The 18,855-nt window shown below is 40.7% G+C and carries 17 protein-coding genes, 1 pseudogene and 1 riboswitch; of the genes and pseudogenes, 8 read left to right on the top strand and 10 right to left on the bottom strand.

The features are described 5' to 3' along the window. Positions 1 to 195: 195 nt before the first annotated feature. Positions 196 to 2,172: a urocanate hydratase gene (locus FUA25_RS00545; protein ID WP_147754951.1), complete on the bottom strand. Its 1,977-nt coding sequence runs from the start codon at positions 2,170 to 2,172 to the stop codon at positions 196 to 198. Positions 2,173 to 2,250: 78 nt separating this feature from the next. Further along, complete coding sequence (locus FUA25_RS00540) at positions 2,251 to 2,511, bottom strand: hypothetical protein (RefSeq protein WP_147754950.1); 261 nt, start codon at positions 2,509 to 2,511, stop codon at positions 2,251 to 2,253. A gap of 174 nt (positions 2,512 to 2,685) precedes the next feature. Further along, a riboswitch (cobalamin riboswitch) is annotated at positions 2,686 to 2,754 on the top strand. 71 nt (positions 2,755 to 2,825) lie between these two features. Here FUA25_RS00540 and FUA25_RS00535 point away from each other — a divergent pair. After that, positions 2,826 to 3,212, top strand: a pseudogene (locus tag FUA25_RS00535) (acyl-CoA thioesterase). Between the two features lie 33 nt (positions 3,213 to 3,245). On the opposite strand, the gene FUA25_RS00530 reads toward FUA25_RS00535, so the two are convergent. Genes FUA25_RS00530 through FUA25_RS00520 form a run of 3 tightly spaced genes read right to left on the bottom strand, consistent with a single transcriptional unit; the run spans position 3,246 to position 4,742 of the window. Beyond that, positions 3,246 to 3,605, bottom strand: coding sequence for a DUF1801 domain-containing protein (locus FUA25_RS00530; protein WP_317130243.1), 360 nt, complete (start codon positions 3,603 to 3,605; stop codon positions 3,246 to 3,248). Between the two features lie 29 nt (positions 3,606 to 3,634). Next, positions 3,635 to 4,057, bottom strand: coding sequence for a PH domain-containing protein (locus FUA25_RS00525; protein ID WP_228411611.1), 423 nt, complete (start codon positions 4,055 to 4,057; stop codon positions 3,635 to 3,637). 34 nt (positions 4,058 to 4,091) lie between these two features. Further along, a complete protein-coding gene (locus FUA25_RS00520) occupies positions 4,092 to 4,742 on the bottom strand; it encodes a protein-L-isoaspartate(D-aspartate) O-methyltransferase (RefSeq protein WP_147754948.1) in 651 nt (216 codons plus the stop codon). Between the two features lie 123 nt (positions 4,743 to 4,865). Between FUA25_RS00520 and FUA25_RS00515 the strand changes: the two genes are divergently transcribed. From FUA25_RS00515 to FUA25_RS00490, 6 genes are read left to right on the top strand one after another with little or no spacing between them, the layout of a single operon-like run. Further along, positions 4,866 to 5,828 carry a Gfo/Idh/MocA family protein gene (locus tag FUA25_RS00515; RefSeq protein ID WP_147754947.1) on the top strand — a complete coding sequence of 321 codons (963 nt, stop codon included), beginning with the start codon at positions 4,866 to 4,868 and terminating at the stop codon, positions 5,826 to 5,828. Positions 5,829 to 5,832: 4 nt separating this feature from the next. Continuing rightward, positions 5,833 to 6,213, top strand: a complete 381-nt coding sequence (locus FUA25_RS00510; RefSeq protein ID WP_147754946.1) for a hypothetical protein — start codon at positions 5,833 to 5,835, stop codon at positions 6,211 to 6,213. After that, positions 6,210 to 7,088: a class A beta-lactamase, subclass A2 gene (gene bla / locus FUA25_RS00505; protein WP_147754945.1), complete on the top strand. Its 879-nt coding sequence runs from the start codon at positions 6,210 to 6,212 to the stop codon at positions 7,086 to 7,088. Before FUA25_RS00510 ends, bla begins: the two co-directional genes overlap by 4 nt. Positions 7,089 to 7,115: 27 nt before the next feature. Next, positions 7,116 to 8,006 carry a 3-hydroxyacyl-CoA dehydrogenase family protein gene (locus tag FUA25_RS00500; protein ID WP_147754944.1) on the top strand — a complete coding sequence of 297 codons (891 nt, stop codon included), beginning with the start codon at positions 7,116 to 7,118 and terminating at the stop codon, positions 8,004 to 8,006. Positions 8,007 to 8,008: 2 nt separating this feature from the next. Next, complete coding sequence (locus FUA25_RS00495) at positions 8,009 to 9,331, top strand: hypothetical protein (protein ID WP_147754943.1); 1,323 nt, start codon at positions 8,009 to 8,011, stop codon at positions 9,329 to 9,331. A gap of 38 nt (positions 9,332 to 9,369) precedes the next feature. Then, complete coding sequence (locus FUA25_RS00490; RefSeq protein WP_147754942.1) at positions 9,370 to 9,609, top strand: hypothetical protein; 240 nt, start codon at positions 9,370 to 9,372, stop codon at positions 9,607 to 9,609. A 60-nt stretch (positions 9,610 to 9,669) separates the two neighbouring features. On the opposite strand, the gene FUA25_RS00485 is transcribed toward FUA25_RS00490, so the two are convergent. From FUA25_RS00485 to dnaN, 4 genes are all read right to left on the bottom strand, one after another. Beyond that, a complete protein-coding gene (locus tag FUA25_RS00485; protein WP_147754941.1) occupies positions 9,670 to 10,098 on the bottom strand; it encodes an META domain-containing protein in 429 nt (142 codons plus the stop codon). Positions 10,099 to 10,210: 112 nt separating this feature from the next. After that, positions 10,211 to 12,613: a phenylalanine--tRNA ligase subunit beta gene (gene pheT, locus FUA25_RS00480; protein ID WP_147754940.1), complete on the bottom strand. Its 2,403-nt coding sequence runs from the start codon at positions 12,611 to 12,613 to the stop codon at positions 10,211 to 10,213. Positions 12,614 to 12,725: 112 nt separating this feature from the next. Continuing rightward, a complete protein-coding gene (locus FUA25_RS00475; RefSeq protein WP_147754939.1) occupies positions 12,726 to 13,376 on the bottom strand; it encodes a tetratricopeptide repeat protein in 651 nt (216 codons plus the stop codon). Between the two features lie 83 nt (positions 13,377 to 13,459). Continuing rightward, positions 13,460 to 14,590: a DNA polymerase III subunit beta gene (gene dnaN / locus FUA25_RS00470; RefSeq protein WP_147754938.1), complete on the bottom strand. Its 1,131-nt coding sequence runs from the start codon at positions 14,588 to 14,590 to the stop codon at positions 13,460 to 13,462. A 163-nt stretch (positions 14,591 to 14,753) separates the two neighbouring features. Here dnaN and FUA25_RS00465 point away from each other — a divergent pair, with 163 nt between their 5' ends. Beyond that, entirely contained in the window at positions 14,754 to 15,125 is a 372-nt protein-coding gene (locus tag FUA25_RS00465) for a diacylglycerol kinase family protein (protein WP_147754937.1), read from the top strand. Positions 15,126 to 15,153: 28 nt separating this feature from the next. On the opposite strand, the gene FUA25_RS00460 is transcribed toward FUA25_RS00465, so the two are convergent. Then, complete coding sequence (locus FUA25_RS00460) at positions 15,154 to 18,846, bottom strand: phosphoribosylformylglycinamidine synthase (protein WP_147754936.1); 3,693 nt, start codon at positions 18,844 to 18,846, stop codon at positions 15,154 to 15,156. Positions 18,847 to 18,855: the final 9 nt, after the last annotated feature.

Raw genomic sequence — 18,855 nt, 5'->3', positions numbered from 1 at the left:
AAAATTAGACAATTTACCTACCATTTTACAACTAAAGGTATAGAAATTTGTTATTAATATTATTGATGCAATTTTACATATTTAAAATTGCCACAAAAACCGACATAAATTGACTGAATTAGGAGTTTTGATGATAAAATTTAATATTAAAAAAAAATTCAATGAAAACTTAGAGAATTGATAATTAACACTTTATTACAATAGATTCTCATCCACAAGATTCGGCAAAGTCACTTTCAGGGTCGGTTCCTTTTCCATAGCACGTTTGATGGCGAAAATGGCGCCTTCATTTCGGGCCCAGCTCCGGCGGGAAATGCCGTTGTTTACATCCCAGAACAGCATCGATTTCAGTCTCCGGTCTGCCTCTTCGCTTCCGTCCAGCAGCATTCCGAAGCCGCCGTTGATGACTTCGCCCCAACCGACACCACCGCCGTTGTGAATCGAAACCCACGTCGCACCGCGGAAACTGTCCCCAATAACGTTCTGTATCGCCATGTCTGCTGTAAACTTCGAACCGTCATAGATGTTGGAAGTTTCGCGGTAAGGGGAATCCGTCCCGGAAACATCATGGTGGTCGCGTCCCAATACAACGGGTCCGATTTCCCCATTTTTAATGGCTTTGTTAAAGGCTTCGGCGATTTTCATGCGACCTTCTGCATCGGCATAAAGGATTCTGGCCTGTGAACCGACCACAAGTTTGTTTTCCTGCGCGCCTTTGATCCATTTGATATTGTCGGCCATCTGCTGCTGGATTTCTTCAGGGGAATTTTTCATCAGTTCCTCTAAAATTGTGGCCGCAATGGTATCGGTTTTCTGTAAATCTTCCGGTTTTCCGCTTGCACAAACCCAACGGAAGGGTCCGAACCCGTAATCAAAACACATCGGCCCCATAATATCCTGAACATAGCTCGGATAACGGAAATCGATGCCGTTTTCCGCCATTACATCTGCGCCGGCGCGGCTGGCTTCCAGCAGAAATGCATTTCCGTAATCGAAAAAGTAAGTGCCTTTTGCGGTATGCTGATTAATGGCTGCGGCATGTCTTCTTAAACTTTCCTGCACTTTTTCTTTAAAGAGCTCAGGATTTTCGGCCATCATGATGTTTGATTCCTCAAAGGAAATTCCCGCTGGGTAATATCCTCCCGCCCATGGATTGTGAAGCGAGGTCTGATCGGAACCGATATCAATTTTCAGGTTTTCGGAATCAAATTTCTCCCAAACTTCTACAACATTTCCGAGATAGGCCAGAGAAACGGTTTCCTTGTTTTCCTTCGCCTTTTTTACTCTTTTAACCAGTTCATCGATGTTTTCATGGATCTCATCAATCCATTTCTGCTCATGACGGATTCTGGTTATTTTAGGATTCACCTCTGCACAGACTGTTATACAACCGGCGATATTTCCGGCTTTCGGCTGTGCGCCGCTCATTCCGCCTAAGCCAGAGGTCACGAAAAGTCCGCCCTGCGTGGATTTTTTTATTTTTCTGAATGCATTTAACACCGTAATCGTGGTTCCGTGCACAATTCCCTGCGGACCAATGTACATATAACTTCCGGCGGTCATTTGACCGTACTGCGAAACGCCTAGCGCATTGAATTTTTCCCAGTCGTCGGGTTTTGAATAATTCGGGATCATCATTCCGTTCGTCACAACAACGCGCGGCGCTTCTTTATGCGAAGGAAAAAGACCCATCGGGTGTCCGGAATACATCGTCAACGTCTGTTCATCGGTCATTTCCGAAAGATATTTCATCGTCAGAAGATACTGCGCCCAGTTCTGGAAGACCGCACCGTTCCCGCCATACGTAATCAGTTCATGTGGATGCTGTGCCACAGCATAATCCAGATTGTTCTGAATCATGAGCATAATGGCCTTTGCCTGTTCCGATTTTCCCGGGTATTCTGATATTGACCGCGCTTTTATTTCATAATCGGGTCGGAAACGGTACATATAAATCCTGCCGTATTTTTCAAGTTCTTCGCGGAATTCAGGCAAAAGTTCAGCATGAAATTTCGGTTCAAAATAACGCAAAGCGTTCTTTAGCGCCAATTTTTTTTCGTCATCCGAAAGGATTTCCTTGCGTTTCGGAGCATGATTGATGTGCGGTTCGTATGTTTTGGGTTGGGGGAATTCGGAGGGAATTCCCTGTTGGATCTGTTCCTGAAAAGTCATGAAAATTTGATTTCTTCAAAAATACAAATAAAAAAATCCACTAAAAAGTGGATTCCATAATTTTAACAAGTGGAAGGATCAGTCTTCCAGATTCTGGTTCCGGTTGTTTTCCCAAGCATCTTTGTAGGCTTTTTTCTGGTTTTCCCAGGCCAAAGGTGGGACCGCATTTTCAGCATCTTTAACAAAATTCTCCTGCGTGATGACGGGATTCCGGACGTCTTTTATTCTTGTAGTACCCTGCTCTTCTGCATCTGTTTCCGTATTATGGTCAGGATTGTTATCGATATTTCGTTCTACACTGTTCAAGTCTTCTGACTTTTCGAAATTATTGTTGTCCATGATATGATGGTTTTTTGGATTAGATAACTGCAGGAGTCCAAATATTATTCCGGTTTTTATGTGTGAAGCGTTTTAAGTTTAAAGAAATTCCGTTACACGTAGTACCGCTCACCCGAGAAGAGCGATGCTTACAGTGATTACTTCTGAAAATTCAATATATTTGCACTTCGAAATAAGGTGAATCATGTGAAAATCATGAGCTGTCGCGCAACTGTAAGCCATCCATTTTGGTAAGTCAGATCCCTAAAACTTTCGCGTAAGAAGTAGAAAACAACATGTTTTCTATTCATTTTATCATCTGTAAATTAAGAAAAATGAATGTAGATCAGAAAATTGATCGGTCGGTTACCCGCGTATTTAAAGTCGTATTTCCCAACATCACCAATCATCACAACACCATGTTTGGGGGAACAGTAATGGAAATGATGGACGAAGTTGCGTTTATGACGGCAACCCGCTTTGCCCGTAAACCCTTTGTTACTGTAAGCAGTGACCGCATCGACTTTAAAAAGCCCATACCGTCCGGAACCCTGGTTGAGCTCATCGGAAAAATAAAACAGGTAGGAAACACCAGCGTAAAAGTTGATGTAGAGATCTTTATTGAAGATATGTAAAGTGATTACCGTGATAAAGCAGCGTCAGGAGAATTTACCCTCGTAGCACTCGATGAAGAGAAAAGGCCACTGAAAATTTTCGCATGAACTATTTCAACCGGATCAGTTCCCCTTTCCGCTTTACGATATTTTTGTAGTCCCACTGAATGGCACGGGATTTTCGAGCCAGCGGACCAAGTCAGTGGTTAAAATCTCTTTGGTACTGTTATAGAAAACAGAAGCATCTTTAAATTTTTCGCCTGGAATATTGAGTCTTTCTTCGTCAAAAGATTTACCGCTCCAGAACATGAGGCGCATTCCTTTTTTCTGTCTGCTGTAGCCCACAATGGGATTACCGTCCAGAAACCAGAAGGGATGGGAATGCCAGATCTTGCTTTCGGCTTCAGGAAGGTTTTCGGAAATTAAATTTACCAGGAGTTTAGCGATTTCTAAGTCATTTTCTGCCAGTGCAGCGTTGTAGCTATTAATTTCAGTAGTCATTCCGGAGTTTTTAAATGATTAGATACTTTTTATTTTTCAATTTTTTCAATCACGACATCGGGATTGATTTCAAGGATTTTGTGATAAAAAAAATCTTCATTTTCAGGGGTGATGTAAAGATCATTTTTAAACTTCGAAAAAATGATGAGTCCTTTAGTGCCCGTTCCGTATTTGTGAAAGCCGCTCCACATGGTTTCGCCCTTCCTTATTTTTGTAATTTGGAGGATATCCGTTTCATAAACCTTGAAGAAGTAATAAATTCTTAAAAAACTTGCTTCAATGACTATTTTCACCTTCAATACACCTGAAATGAGTACAAACATCAGAAACCCAATAACAGTTCCCATCGCCCAAAGAACCTTCGGATCTTCATCCTGCAGAAAGGAGATTACGGCAATGCAGGCCAGAAACATAAAGACTCCGGCGTAAAGCCCTTTAAACACGGAATCCATTTTTTTATTTCGGAAAACAGTTTTCTCTCCCATTTCAATGGTTTGTATTGTTCAGCATCGGGACGAATTTATAAGCCCCGAATTCTTCTTTTTCGAACTCTTTATCTGATTTTTTAGTGAATACCGTTAAAATCTGCTCATCCGTTTTGCCTAAAGGAATGACCATTTTTCCGCCAACTTTCAGTTGATGGAGCAGTTCGGTGGGTAACACTTCAGCACCGCATGTCACGAGGATTTTATCGAATGGTGCAAAAGTCGGAAGCCCTGCAAAGCCGTCTCCAAAACTCTGGAATTTCGGACGCAGATGAAGTTCCTTCAGCTTTTTATGCGAAAAATCGTGGAGGTCTTTCTGCCTTTCAACCGTATAAACCAGAGCATTCATTGCTACGAGAACCGCGGTTTGATACCCGCTTCCGGTACCGATTTCGAGTACTTTTTCTTTTTCAGAAACTTCGAGCAGCTCTGTCTGTTCCGCGACTGTGGAAGGATGGGAAATCGTTTGTTTAGCCAGAATCGGAAACGCTCGGTCTTCATACGCATAGTCTTCAAAAATACTTTCCAGAAAGAGATGTCGGGGAACTTCGTTCATCGCCCGCAACACGTTTTCGTCGGAAATACCGATCTTTTCCCGAAGATAATTCACCAAAATTTTTCTCTTTCCTTTGTGTAAAAACGAATCCTGCATGTCACAAAAATAGGGATTTGATTTTAGATTTCGGAACCTCCATCACGAATTTATGAGCCAAAGTCCGGAATCTTGTGTCTGAAACTCGGGTCTAATTTATATCTTTACCAAAATTAATTTTCTATGCTAAAAGCAGGTTTAGTAGGCGCCGGACATTTGGGAAAAATCCATTTAAAATTACTGAATCAGTCGGAGAAATATGATCTGATAGGCTTTTACGACGCAGATCAGGAAAACGGAAAAAAACTGGAAGCAGAATTCGGCTACCGGTATTTCGATGATTTTGATCAGCTGCTTGCCGAAATCGACATGCTGGATATTGTGACGCCTACGCTTTATCATTATGATTACGCGATGAAGGCCATCGAAAACAAGAAGCATTTTTTTATTGAAAAGCCGGTGACTCAGACTTTGAAACAGGCCGAAGAAATTCTTTATAAATGCCGCGAGTTTAGCATTAAAGCGCAGGTGGGGCATGTTGAGAGATACAATCCGGCATTTATCGGCTCCAAAGATTTCATAAAAAATCCGATGTTCATTGAAATTCACCGTCTTGCGGAATTCAATCCGCGCGGAACAGACGTTTCGGTAGTTCTGGACCTCATGATACATGATCTTGATATTCTCCTCTCGATTGTAAAATCGAAAGTAAAAAATATTCATGCATCCGGCGTTTCGGTTGTAAGCAAGAGTCCGGACATCTGCAATGCCAGAATTGAGTTTGAGAATGGCTGTGTTGCGAACCTCACCACTTCCAGAATTTCAATGAAAGCCATGCGCAAATCGAGGTTTTTCCAGAAAGACGCGTACATTTCAGTGGATTTTTTAGAAAAAAAAGCAGAAGTCATCCGGATGAAACCCGCACCGGAACAGCCCAACGATTTCGATATGATCATTGAAAATGCAGAAGGCGAAAAAAATCAGATTATTTTTGAATATCCGAACATCCAGGCCAACAACGCGATTCTGGACGAGCTTGAAAGCTTTGCGGATGCCATTACCGAAAATAAAACCGTGGAAGTCAGCCTTGAAGACGGCACCGAAGCCCTGAAAGTAGCGCTGGAAATTGTAAGGATGATCAACTAAAACTATGAAGTCTACATTTAAATATTTTCTTCTTTTTTTTCTTGTTTTGAGTTATTCGACAATAAAAGCTCAGAATTATAAAGAAGTTTTAAAATCCTCACATATTAAGAATTTTTATGATGGGACTAATTTCAATACCATTAAAATTAAAGACGGAATACATTATGAAACAATTGAAAATCGCTATCTAGTGGTTTCCAAAGTCATCTGGATTGATGACCAGTCATTTTTTTTAGAAATTATTGAAAATGATGTTCCTGACTTTCCATTCAGCAGTGGAGCGAGAATGAAAATAAATATCTTAAAAAAAGAAAATGATTTTATTTTTTATGAAGCGGAGTTAAGAGGAAAAAAATTTAAAGGAAAATATCAAATTATAAAATGAAAAAAAGTTCACTCTTTATCTTTTTTCTTGTTTCTTTCCTCTCAAATTGCCAAAATTTAAACAAAGAAATACAAAAAATAGTAGAAGGAAAAAAAGCAACTGTCGCGGTTTCCGTTCTTGATTTCGGGAACAATCAGTCAGTTGACCTCAACGGAGATCAAAAACTTCCGATGCAGAGTGTTTTCAAATTTCATATTGCACTTGCCGTACTCGATTATGTTGATGAGGGAAAATTAAAACTGGAACAGAAAATTTTCATTAAAAAATCTGATCTGCTGGAAAACACCTGGAGCCCAATCCGCAATAAATATCCTGACGGAAATACAGAACTCCCGTTAAGCGAAATTATCCGTTACACCGTTGCAGAAAGCGACAACAACGGCTGTGATCTTCTGCTCCGGCTGATCGGCGGAACTGAAACAGTCCAGAACTTTATGAACAGTAAAGGAATTAAAAATTTTTCCATTACAGCCAATGAAGAAGAGATGCATAAAGACTGGAAAGTTCAGTACAGGAATTTCACGACCACCAATTCCATGAATGAACTGTTGAAAAAGTTCTCCGAAGGGAAAATCGTCTCCGAAAAGTCCACTGCTTTTCTGATCAAAACAATGCTCGGAACCACCACAGGTACAAACAAAATTGCTGGACAGCTTCCGAAAAACACTCCGGTTGCCCACAAAACGGGATCCTCAGGAAAAAATAAAGACGGACTGACCGGCGCTGAAAACGATGCGGCCATTATCACTCTGCCCAACAGTAAAAAATATGCACTTACGGTTTTTGTTTCAGATTCTATGGAAAGTGAAACGGAAAACTGTAAAATTATTTCGGATATTTCCAGAAAAGTCTGGGAGTATCTGAATCAAAAGTAAATCGAACATTTTAAATAAAAAGAAAATATGAAGAACATTGTTGTTATAGGGGCCGGAACCATGGGAAACGGAATCGCACACACTTTTGCACAGACCGGTTTTAAAGTAAATCTTGTTGATGTACAGGAAGAAAGTCTGCAGAAGGCCATGAAAACCATCGCTTCAAACCTGGACCGTATCATCGCCAAAGGAAACCTTACCGAAGAGCAGAAAGCAGAAACTTTAAGCAATATCACGACTTTTACGCGTTTAGAAGATGCCGCCGGAAATGCTGATCTCATCGTAGAAGCCGCAACCGAAAATCTCGACCTTAAGCTGAAGATTTTCGCTCAAATGGACGAAATTGCACCGGAAAATTGTATTCTGGCAACCAATACGTCTTCCATTTCCATCACAAAAATCGCTTCAGTAACAAAACGTCCGGACAAAGTAATCGGAATGCATTTCATGAACCCGGTTCCGGTCATGAAACTCGTGGAAATCATCAAAGGATACTCCACCTCTAAAGAAACTTTCGACCGAATTTATAAAATGTCTGAGAATTTAGGCAAAGTTCCGGTCGAAGTGAATGACTACCCAGGTTTCGTTGCGAACAGAATCCTGATGCCGATGATCAATGAAGCCATTGAAACGCTTTACAACGGTGTTGCAGGGGTGGAAGAAATTGATACCGTAATGAAACTCGGGATGGCGCATCCGATGGGACCGCTGCAACTGGCAGATTTCATCGGACTTGATGTGTGTCTGGCGATTCTGAATGTAATGTACGACGGATTTAAAAATCCTAAATATGCACCGTGTCCGCTTCTTGTAAATATGGTTACTGCCAATAAAAAAGGCATCAAATCCGGCGAAGGATTCTATGATTATTCCGAAAGCAAAAAAGCGGAAAAAGTGTCGCCGATGTTTGTGAAATAAAGATGCGCAGGAGACTTTTTGAAAGCAGAATTCAGATTATTTTGGTCATCACCACTTTGGTGATGATCATTCTTCGTTTTTTATTGAATGAAAAAGGTCGAACAAGTCCCGATTCCATACGGTATATGCGGACATCCAACGTTTTTCCGGTGATCGACAATACCACGACCCCGTTAGGATACCCGTTAAGCATAAAATTCTTCACCCTTTTCAGTCTTGATGAATTCTGGGCAAGCAAAGTCGTGGGAATTCTTGCTTATTTATTCCTCATTTATTTTGCCTGGAAAAAGAAATTCTATTTTAAAGAAATGGTGATGGTCGGCGGACTTTTCAGTTTTGTTTCCATTTTTTCATATACGCTGAGCGAAGCGTTGATTCTGCCTGCAGTTTTTGCATTTCTATATGTCGGCAGACAGGTGATTATTGATGAAATCAAAGGTTTTAAAGCATTGCTGTCTTTAAGTCTGATGCTGATTTTTCTCTACAATATCCGCTACAGCGCCCTGTTTTTTATGGGTGGATGTTTTCTGTTCGGTTTTCTTCATTTAAAAAAACATTACGGAAAAACATTCATGTATTCCGGGATAACCGGGATGATTTTCGTGGTACTATACAAATTTCTGTTTATTGATTATTTTAACGAAAATTACCTCGATGTATTTCTGGAAATCGGACTGTATCCTACTTCTAAACTCTTACCGGAAATGTTTCTCGGCCTGGCCACAACTTTTAATCCTTTCATCCATATTGCAGATCCGGGCGGAAGGATCATCAATTACGGAATTTATGGCATCGGTTTTTTAAACATTTTGCTTATGTGTTATCTGTTCATTAAAAACCGGCTGTCGGAAACCGAAAGATTTCTTGTGTTGATCGGTGTTGTGGGATTTGCCTGTTCGTACTTCATTCAGTATTTTTATTCCGTAGATGCCATTGACTACCGTATTTTAGCACCCTTTTCGGTTTCGATCTGGCTCGTATATTTCAGGAAATTATATTTAATTTTCGGGAAATTCACCTACGGTATCACAGTTCTAAGTCTAATGACGGGATTTGTTTTCACATGGCTTTCGAAAGGAAATTATCTTGAAAATCGACGCGAAATTGCAAAATTTCTAATAAATGAAAAATTAGAAACCGGCCCTATAAAATTTTATTTGGAAAGTGATAAGGAAATCAACAACACTCAGGTTGCTGAACTGATCAGTACCGTAAATCCGAATGTTTCCATAACTTTTAAGGCAAGAGACACGCTCCGTAAAAATACGCTCACCGCATATAAAGTTTTACGAAAAATAAAAATCGACACGAACCGGTTTCAATAAAATTTTTTATCTTTGAGCAAGTTTAAACATTAAAAAAAATGAAATTACCAAAGTTTTTATTAGCCGACAATTCAGATTTTCCGGAAGACCTATTTGTTGTTCACACCGAATATCCAAGATTTATCCTTAATGTAGAAGAAGAAGAGGTAGAATGGCTGGATGATTTAGAAGGTGACGATGAAGAAACCATGGCCGATGAAGCTACAAAAGTGGTGGAAGCAGCCTTTAAATGGTGCGACGAAGAACTCGCGAAGTATGACGAAGAAGACGAAGAATAAATAAAAATCAAAGGAACCCAATCAGAGTTCCTTTTTTTATTTCTTTTTCTTAAATTTTTTCTACAATTTATTGAATTTCAGCAATAAAAGCTTTCCTTTATACAGCTCCAGCATATTTCCTTTTACCACATAATTGTTGGCTTCACTCAGCATATTCATGAAACTCCTTTCTGTTTCCATATTGTCACACGCCATTTTTGTGGAACCCAGATTATTGGCAGTAAAAGTTCCGGTGGCAGCATCTGTTACAACTTCGCCGAAATAATTGTTGCAGCCGCCGTTCCCGTTCAGTTTTCCCGTTTCGATGACCATAGTGGGTTTTTTGCCTTTTACGTTATCGGCCAAAGTCCATTGGGTGTTCTGAATATTCATCTGTGCTGCCCCAACTTTAGATGCAGTGCTGCCCATTGTTGAACATGACATCATGGCTCCGGCCGCAAAAACTGCCATGAAAATATTTTTTACCAAACTCCTGTTTTTATCTTTCATATTTAAATTTTTATTGAATCATGGATAAACAAACTATATTAACCTGATTTTCGCGGTTTTATTGCCTAAAAACCAATTACAATCTTATCGAATGCATTGGTTTTGATAGTTTTTATGACCGCAGTTCTGCTGAAAATTCTTTACGGAAATTTTTGATCAGAGAATCCATCACCGCGGCGATTTCCTTTTCTTCCAGCGTTTTTTCTTCGTTCAGCAATTCGAAACTCATCGCGTATGATTTCTTGCCTTCCGGAAGGTTTTTCCCCTCGTAAACATCAAAAAGACTTACGTTTTTCAGATATTTTGAAGGGTTTTTCTTTGCCGAGTGGTACAGTTCCGCGTACGTCACATTTTTATCAATGAGTAAAGCGAGATCTCTTCTGATTTTATTGAATTTCGGGATATCCACAAACTTCAGATTCTCATCTGACCGGAGTTTCTGGCAGGTTTCGAGTTCAATTTCTGCGTAAAAACAGTCCTGATCAATATCTGCAGCTTTCAGCAGTTCCGGTGAAACTTTTCCAAGACGGGCAATGGTTTTTCCGCCGGAGACGATTTCCAGAGCGTCTGAAAAACGGGAATCATCCAGTGATTTTTCTTCCGTTTTCAGGTTAAGTTTTTCAAGAAGAATATTTACATACGCTTTCAGATGGTAAAAATCCGTCCCTGATTTTGGCTGAAGCCAGTTTTCACCGACGTTTCTTCCTGAAACCAAAATCGCAAGCTGCTTCCTTTCCTCATATTGTTCTTTTTTGTGATAGATTTTCCCGAGTTCGAAAAACTTGATATCCTGATTTTTTCTTTTAATGTTGTAATCGGCATTTGCCAGAAGTCCTTCAAGCAAAGATTTTCTCATGAAAGCCAGATCTCCGCTTAATGGATTTAACAGTTTCACGGCGTCGGTTTCGTCTTTTACGGTAGTCAATGAATTGTTCATCACTTCGTTGAAACCGTTGCTTTGGAGGGTGCGTGCCCACGAATTCTCAAGCGCGTCCTGATCGTCTGAAACCGTTTTCATCGGAGTAAAGGAGATTTTTTGGGGAGCATCGATCTTATTGTACCCGTAAATGCGGAGGATTTCTTCAATCACGTCAATTTCTCTTGTCACATCCGCTCTGTAAGCCGGAACTGATATTTCCAGACCGTTCTGGATTTCGTTCAGCACTATAATATCAAGCGATTTCAGGATTTCCTTTATTTTTTCTTTATGGATTTTTGTTCCCAGAATCTGCTCCACTTTGGAAAATCTTAAAATCACATAATTATTCTCGATTTTTTTGGGATAATGTTCCAAAAGCGGACCTGCCAATTTCCCGCCGCAAATCTCTTCTATGAGCGCAATTGCATGTGTAATGCAGGTTCTGGTATTATTGGGGTCCACTCCTCTTTCGAAACGGAAAGAAGCATCGGTACTTAACCCGTGGAATTTTGCCGCTTTTCTTACCGCAACCGGACTGAAATAAGCGCTTTCAAGGAAAACTTTAGTGGTTTTTTCGGAAACTCCCGAATCAGCACCGCCAAAGACACCCGCGATACAAAGCGGTTTGTCGCTGCCGTCTTTAATCATGATCTCTGAACCGTTCAGGATTCTATCCACGCCGTCAAGCGTTGTAAATTTCGTTCGGGATGCATTTACGCCCACCTTTACCTTTTTGCCGGAGATCTTTTCCGCATCGAAAGCATGGAGCGGCTGTCCGAGTCCGTGGAGGATATAGTTGGTAATGTCTACAATATTGTTAATTGGGCTTAATCCGATCGCTTTGAGGCGGTTTTTAAGCCAGTCTGGTGAATCCGAAACTTTTACATTTTCAATGACTGCACCGATATATCTCGGACACAGTTCTGAATCTTCCACCTCCAGCTGAAAATCTGTGGAGCCCTCCATATTCAAAGGTTTTGAAACTACTTTTTCAAATGCTGATTTCATTTGATTGGACACCAGGTAAGCGTTTAAATCTCTCGCCACGCCGTAATGCGACATCGCATCTGTTCTGTTGGGAGTTAAACCGATTTCAAGCACTTCGTCTCCTGCGAGTTCGAAATAACCAGCGAAATCTTTACCAACTTCATACTGATCGCCGTCCAGAATCATAATTCCTCCATGATCATCGCTCAAACCGAGTTCATCTTCAGCACAGATCATTCCCTGAGAAACTTCGCCACGGATCTTGGCTTCCTTTATCTCAAAAAAGGTTCCGTCTTTGGCGTAAATTTTAGTCCCGATAACCGCAACCGGGACCGTCTGCCCTTCGGCAACATTCGGAGCGCCGCAAACGATATTCAGCATCTTTCCTGTACCGATATCGACAGTGGTTTTCTTCAGTTTATCAGCGTTTGGATGCTGTTCGCAGGTGATTACTTTCCCGACTATGATTCCTTCCAGGCTTCCTTTTACCGTTTCATATTTTTCAACGCCTTCTACTTCCAGTCCGATATCGGTGAGGTATTCAGAAACTTTATCGGTCTTTAAATCGGTTTGAATAAATTCCTTCAGCCAGTTATTTGAGATTTTCATGAATATAATTTTGAAAATTGCCTTATTTTAAGTGTGCAAATATCGTGATTTTAAAGTTCAGGTCAAAAAAAGAGATTTGAAAACCTCCAAATCTCTTTATTTTCTAAGTGAATTATTTCTTATTTTCTTTCAGAAACTGATCAATCTGTTTCTGTGCTCCCTGGTCTTCAGCAGCGATCTGCCACTTATCCATTTTCCGTATTTTGGGATTTGGACGGCTGCCTTTTACAAATTTAAGAAATTCTTTTACATCCTTGTTGTCCTCAGCATCGGGCTGCATTTCTACAAAAGCGCTAAAGGCCGCCTGCATCTTATCAATTTCGGCGTTTGTTAAACCTTCAGAAAACAGGAGTTTTTTATACGATTTTCCGATATTCAGATCCACCAGCGACGTTTTTGACGCTTCCATCAACGGCTTTACTTTCTCGAAATACTGAACTGCCTTTCTCGCATTCCCGCTTTTGTTATTCAGGTTATTAAGCCCGCCAAACCAAAGCGCCGCTTTGTTAGCCGGTTCTTTTTTGAGTACTTCTGTTATCAGTTTTTCAGCATCTGCATATTTGTTCTGACTCATCAGCGCAAACGCCAGCTGATTTTTAAGCTTCAAATCTGTTGGACTGCTCTTTATCCCTTTGCGGAACACGGCTTCAGCTTCCGGATACTTTTTCTGGCCCAGAAGCGCATTCCCGTCTTTAAGAAAATCGCCTTGGCCGAAGGCACTACCGAAGGCAAACATCAGCAGCAATAACATTATATTTTTCATCAATTATTTTTAAACGATATTCCATAAACGAAAAAAGTGAGATTTAATTGCAATCTCACTTTTCTGTTTATTCTTATTAATTTTTACATTCCAATTACGGGCATTGAAAGCATCAAAATGTTTTCCTCCGCTTCCAAACCGTCAACCGGTTCTATGATTCCGGGTCTGTTAGGTTGTGACATTTTCATGGTAATGTCGTCTGAACTCAGTACAGAAAGCATTTCTGTCAGAAATTTAGAACTGAATCCGATATTGATGTCCTCGCCGTTATAATCACACGGGATCTGCATGTCTGCTTTGTTCGCATATTCCGTATCTTCAGCATGTAGGTGAAGGATGTTGCCGGAAAGCTTGAATCTGACCTGATTTGTGGATTTATTGGACATGATGGAAGCTCTCCTGATGGAACTCAGCAACAGGTTTCTGTTGATGGTTAAAACATTCGGGTTTTCCTTAGGAATTACGGCCGTATAATTCGGGTATTTCCCGTCGATGAGCCTACAGATCCAGATGTTGTTTCCGAAGGTAAATTTCGCCATATTTTCATTGAACTCAATCGTCACCTCTTCATTTGAATTGGCCAGGAGGTTTTTGAAAATCGTGAGCGGTTTTTTAGGCATGATGAACTCAATGGGTTCAGCATTGATGAGATCGGTTCTTTTATAGACTACCAAACGGTGAGAATCTGTAGAAACAAAATTGGTTTCGTCTTCTTTAAACTGAAAAAGAACGCCTGTCATTACAGGTCTCAATGAATCGTTGCTCGTTGCAAAAAGCGTGTTTGTTAAAGCTTCAGACAAAACCCCCGCTGCAATTTTCACACTTTGAGATGCATCAAATTCAGGAAGTTCCGGATAATCTTCAGCATTGTCAAGCGCAACTGCAAAATTGTCTTTTTCATCCAAAATCTCAAGCAGGCTTCCGTTTCCGTCGGCTGAATCTTTTACCGATAAAGTCAAAGGCTGCTCTCCGTATGTTTTTACAAAATCCTGAAAGATCTTTGCGGGAACCGCAAATTTACCGGAATCATCAGATTTCACTTCCAAAGTGGTCACCAAAGTAGTTTCCCCGTCGGAAGCAGTTATTTTTAGATTATTTTCTTCAAGTTCAAAAAGGTAATTTTCAAGAATAGGTCTTGATTGAGAACTGGAAATTACACCGCTAACCGTATTCAGTGCCTTCTGTAATTCTCCACTTGCAACAATAAATTTCATTTGTTATTTTTTATTTTTTTAATGACCGAAATGGAACGCAAGCGTTCATATTAAAAAATTCCTGGACAAATATAACAATTTGGAGCAAAATTGAAAAGCAATATCGCATTACTTATTAACAATTTTAGGAAATAAGTATCTTTGTTGCAAATAACACAAAATTTTGCGAAAACCGCCACTGTATAAAAGTTTTTCGAATGCCCTGAACGGCATTTTCCAGATGATGAAATCCGAAAGAAATTTTCAGATCGAACTTTTTGCGCTCCTCATCAATCTTTTTCTCATCGTTTTGCTGAAACTGAATTCTGTAGACACCGCACTTATTTTAACAGTTTGTTTTGCCGTTTTGAGTGCCGAAATATTCAATACCGCTCTGGAAAAAATCTGCGATGTCATCCAGCCGGAATTTGACAGCAGAATCGGTTTCATCAAGGATATTTCAGCCGGCGCCGTGATGCTTATGGCTTTCCTATCGGTGATCGTCGGGATTTTGGTTTATGCCAAATACTTTAAAATTCTATTCCACCTCAATTGAATGAGCGCGCTAAACGCGTCCGCTCAATTTATTTGAAATATTCTACGCCATTTTTGAAAATATTGTGATAGTTGGCGGTGGGAATGTTTTTCAGCAATCCTTCAGCATAACGTTCAGGGTGCCCCATCCTTCCGAAAATCTTCCCGGATTTACTCGTGATTCCTTCAATCCCAAATAGTGAATTATTTGGATTGAATGGCATTCCGTGCGCAATGTTTCCGTCAAAATCAATATACTGCGTAGCAATCTGTCCGTTTTCGTACAGTTCTTTGATCACACTTTCCGACGCCATAAATCTTCCTTCGCCGTGAGAAATCGGAATCGTATAAACCTGATCTTTCATGCCCATCAGCCATGGTGAATCATCATTGGACACTTTCACATTCACCATTTGGGAAATGTGTCTTCCGATCGCGTTGTGCGCCAAAGTCGGTGAATTTTCGTCCAGATCACGAATTCCACCGAAAGGCAAAAGACCCGATTTTACGAGCGCCTGAAAGCCGTTGCAGATGCCGAGAATCATTCCGTCTCGTTCCAAAAGTTGGTGAACGGCGTTTTTCATCTTCTCATTTTTGAGGACATTCACAATGAATTTTGCAGAACCGTCCGGTTCGTCTCCCGCCGAAAATCCGCCGGAGAAAACCAAAATCTGGGAATTATTAATTTCCGAAATCCAGGCATCGAGACTTTCATTCAGGAGGTCATGATTCAGATTGATCAGCGGTAAACTTGAGACTTCAGCACCTTCTTTTCTGAAAGCATTCTGGGTTTCATATTCGCAGTTCGTACCCGGAAAAACGGGTGCGAAAACTTTAGGTTTGGCAAGACCGTGTTTGAGAATCTGGATAGTTTTTGCTTTGGCTGAATTGAAACTGGAGTCCAGTTCAATGACTCTTTTCTCCTTTTCTTTAGTTGGAAAAAGATTTTCAAAAGTAGAAAAATTAGCCTCAAGCAGTTTTTCGATATTTATACCTAAATTATTGATTTTGAGATATGAAAAATCATTGACTTCGCCAATTTGTTGAAGTAGACTATTTTCCAGAACCGATGAACTTTCTATAATCAGACTTCCGATATTTTTGGTTAAAAGCAGATTTTCATCAGCGGAAATTTCAGCACCCAGATGATTTCCGAAACTCATCTTTGCCAACGCAACTGCAATTCCACCATCCTTCACCGTCTTTACTGAAACAATCTTTTTGGACTGTATATTCTCAAAAATTAAGTTGAATACAGCCTTCAGTTTTTCGTAATCCGGCAAGCCGTTTTCCTGAGGAATATGGTTAAAAATATACAATTGGTTGCCTGCTTTTTTAAATTCTGGAGAAATGATATTTTTCTTTTCGCCGTTCGCACAGGCAAAAGAAATTAAAGTCGGGGGCACATGGATGTCCTGAAAACTTCCGCTCATGGAATCCTTTCCGCCAATAGCGGCCAGTTCAAAATTCATTTGTGCATCATAAGCTCCGAGAAGCGAAGCCAGCGGTTTCCCCCACTTTTCAGGATGGTTTCCAAGTTTTTCAAAATATTCCTGAAAACTCAGGCGGATGTTTTTGTAATCGCCGCCCATTGCAACGATTTTAGCCACACTTTCCACAACAGCATTTGCGGCGCCAATCATGGAGTTCTGCGCGGAAATTCCGGCATCAAAACCCCAACTCGCCAACGAAACGGTTTCAATATCCGAAGCGTTTAATATCGGAAGCGTTTGAGCACTTCCTTCCATTTCCGTGAGCTGAAACTTTCCACCGAAAGGCATCGCGACAGAAGTTCCGCCAACGGAGGCATCAAACATTTCGGCAAGACCCTTCTGTGAAGCACTGTTTTTATGAGAGAGCGCTTTTAAAAAATTTTCTTTATTAAACTCTAACTTTTCTTTTTGTAAATCTTGAAGATGAGAAATTTCAACGTGTTGGGTCTTGGCGCAGCCGTTTGTATCCAGAAATTCGCGGCTTAAATCAACAATTTTGTTTCCCTTCCAGAACATCTGCATTCTGCCGGAATCGGTCACTTTTGCCACTTCTACCGCTTTAATGTTTTCCTTTTCGCAGTATCTGATGAATTTATCCTTGTGTTTCGCATCAATTACAACAGCCATTCTTTCCTGAGATTCTGAGATGGCGAGTTCGGTACCGTTCAACCCTTCATATTTTAAAGGGAGTATATCAAGATTGATTTCCAGTGAATCGGCGATTTCACCAATTGCTACAGAAACACCTCCTGCTCCGAAATCATTTGATTTTTTAATTAAAGTAGTGACTTCCGGATTCCGGAAGAGTCTTTGAATCTTGCGTTCTTCCACCGCATTTCCTTTCTGGACTTCCGTAGAAAGCGTATGAATAGAGGTTTCGTCCTGTTCTTTTGAACTTCCGGTCGCTCCGCCCACTCCGTCGCGTCCAGTCGCTCCGCCCAGAAGTATCACGAGGTCCCCTTTTTGCGGCTGTTCCCGTTTTACAGCGTCTTTTTTAACAGCGCCCACGACAAAACCGACTTCCATTCTCTTGGCTTTGTAACCATCGTGGTAAATTTCATTCACCAAAGTTGTCGCGAGACCAATCTGGTTTCCGTACGAAGAATAACCGTTTGCGGCCTGTTTGGAAATGGTTCTTTGCGGAAGTTTTCCCGGAAGCGTTTCTGAAATGGGTTCCAGAACATCAGCAGCACCCGAAAGCCGCATTGCCTGATACACGAAAGCTCTTCCGGACAAAGGATCGCGGATTGCGCCGCCCAAACACGTTGATGCACCGCCAAAAGGTTCAATTTCCGTCGGGTGGTTGTGGGTTTCGTTTTTAAAAAGCAGATACCAAAGTTCTTTTTTGCCGTCGAATTCTGCTTCAATTTCAATGGTACAGGCATTGATTTCATCTGAAACCACAAGATTGTCGAGTTTTCCGGTCTTGTGAAAATAACGTGCGCAAACCGTCGCGAGATCCATCAATGAAATGGGTTTCGCTTCGCGCCCGAGGAATTTTCTTTTTTCGAGGTAATCGTTGAAAATCGTTTCAAGAGTCGATTTGAAGGCACCGTTAAACTGAATATCCGTTAATTCCGTTTCAAAAGTCGTATGACGGCAGTGGTCACTCCAATAAGTATCCAGAACTTTGAGTTCGGTTTCTGTTGGGTTTCTGTTTTCAGATTTAAAATAATTCTGAATAAATTCCAGATCATCCAATCCGAATGCAAAACCGTGGTTTTCGTAAAAATCCTGAAGCTCTTCCTTAGAGAAACTGTTGAATCCTTCATGAACAATGACCGGATCCGGAGTTCCTTCAGTCGGAATTTCCAGTATGGAAAGGTCTTTTTCCTGACTTTCCACTTTATTGATCAGGTGATTTTTAATTTTTCCCAGATCATCATCGCTGACACCAAAAAGTTCAATCAGTTTTCCGCTGCGGACTTTTGAATTTTCGTTTTCGGTGAGCAGTGCGATGCACTGTTCGGCAGAATCTGCACGCTGGTCGTACTGACCAGGCAGAAATTCGGTAGCGAAATGAATGCTTTTGGCCGGATTAGAATGATGAAGAATATCGGTTACCGGATCAACAAAAGTATTGAAAGTCACCAACTCAAGCGCTTCTTCATCAAGTCCGAAAATATCGTAGATGTTATACACTTTTACATCCTTAATTTCCGGAACAATATTCCTGATTTCATTAAATATTTTAGGACTTTCAACATCGAAAATTCCTTTTTTTTCTACGAAAATTCTTTGGTTAGACATTCTATGTCA

The organism is Chryseobacterium sp. (genome assembly GCF_008014695.1).
Classification (GTDB): domain Bacteria; phylum Bacteroidota; class Bacteroidia; order Flavobacteriales; family Weeksellaceae; genus Kaistella.
The sequence above is the reverse complement of the archived record's forward strand: the minus strand, read 5'-3'. Positions and strand labels throughout refer to the sequence as shown.

Bases quoted from the DNA above. Each gene is read 5' to 3' on its own strand.
- FUA25_RS00545 (WP_147754951.1), bottom strand. From the start codon at position 2,172: ATGACTTTTCAGGAACAGATCCAACAGGGAATTCCCTCCGAATTCCCC.
- FUA25_RS00540 (WP_147754950.1), bottom strand. From the start codon at position 2,511: ATGGACAACAATAATTTCGAAAAGTCAGAAGACTTGAACAGTGTAGAA.
- FUA25_RS00530 (WP_317130243.1), bottom strand. From the start codon at position 3,605: ATGACTACTGAAATTAATAGCTACAACGCTGCACTGGCAGAAAATGAC.
- FUA25_RS00525 (WP_228411611.1), bottom strand. From the start codon at position 4,057: ATGGATTCCGTGTTTAAAGGGCTTTACGCCGGAGTCTTTATGTTTCTG.
- FUA25_RS00520 (WP_147754948.1), bottom strand. From the start codon at position 4,742: ATGCAGGATTCGTTTTTACACAAAGGAAAGAGAAAAATTTTGGTGAAT.
- FUA25_RS00515 (WP_147754947.1), top strand. From the start codon at position 4,866: ATGCTAAAAGCAGGTTTAGTAGGCGCCGGACATTTGGGAAAAATCCAT.
- FUA25_RS00510 (WP_147754946.1), top strand. From the start codon at position 5,833: ATGAAGTCTACATTTAAATATTTTCTTCTTTTTTTTCTTGTTTTGAGT.
- bla (WP_147754945.1), top strand. From the start codon at position 6,210: ATGAAAAAAAGTTCACTCTTTATCTTTTTTCTTGTTTCTTTCCTCTCA.
- FUA25_RS00500 (WP_147754944.1), top strand. From the start codon at position 7,116: ATGAAGAACATTGTTGTTATAGGGGCCGGAACCATGGGAAACGGAATC.
- FUA25_RS00495 (WP_147754943.1), top strand. From the start codon at position 8,009: ATGCGCAGGAGACTTTTTGAAAGCAGAATTCAGATTATTTTGGTCATC.
- FUA25_RS00490 (WP_147754942.1), top strand. From the start codon at position 9,370: ATGAAATTACCAAAGTTTTTATTAGCCGACAATTCAGATTTTCCGGAA.
- FUA25_RS00485 (WP_147754941.1), bottom strand. From the start codon at position 10,098: ATGAAAGATAAAAACAGGAGTTTGGTAAAAAATATTTTCATGGCAGTT.
- pheT (WP_147754940.1), bottom strand. From the start codon at position 12,613: ATGAAAATCTCAAATAACTGGCTGAAGGAATTTATTCAAACCGATTTA.
- FUA25_RS00475 (WP_147754939.1), bottom strand. From the start codon at position 13,376: ATGAAAAATATAATGTTATTGCTGCTGATGTTTGCCTTCGGTAGTGCC.
- dnaN (WP_147754938.1), bottom strand. From the start codon at position 14,590: ATGAAATTTATTGTTGCAAGTGGAGAATTACAGAAGGCACTGAATACG.
- FUA25_RS00460 (WP_147754936.1), bottom strand. From the start codon at position 18,846: ATGTCTAACCAAAGAATTTTCGTAGAAAAAAAAGGAATTTTCGATGTT.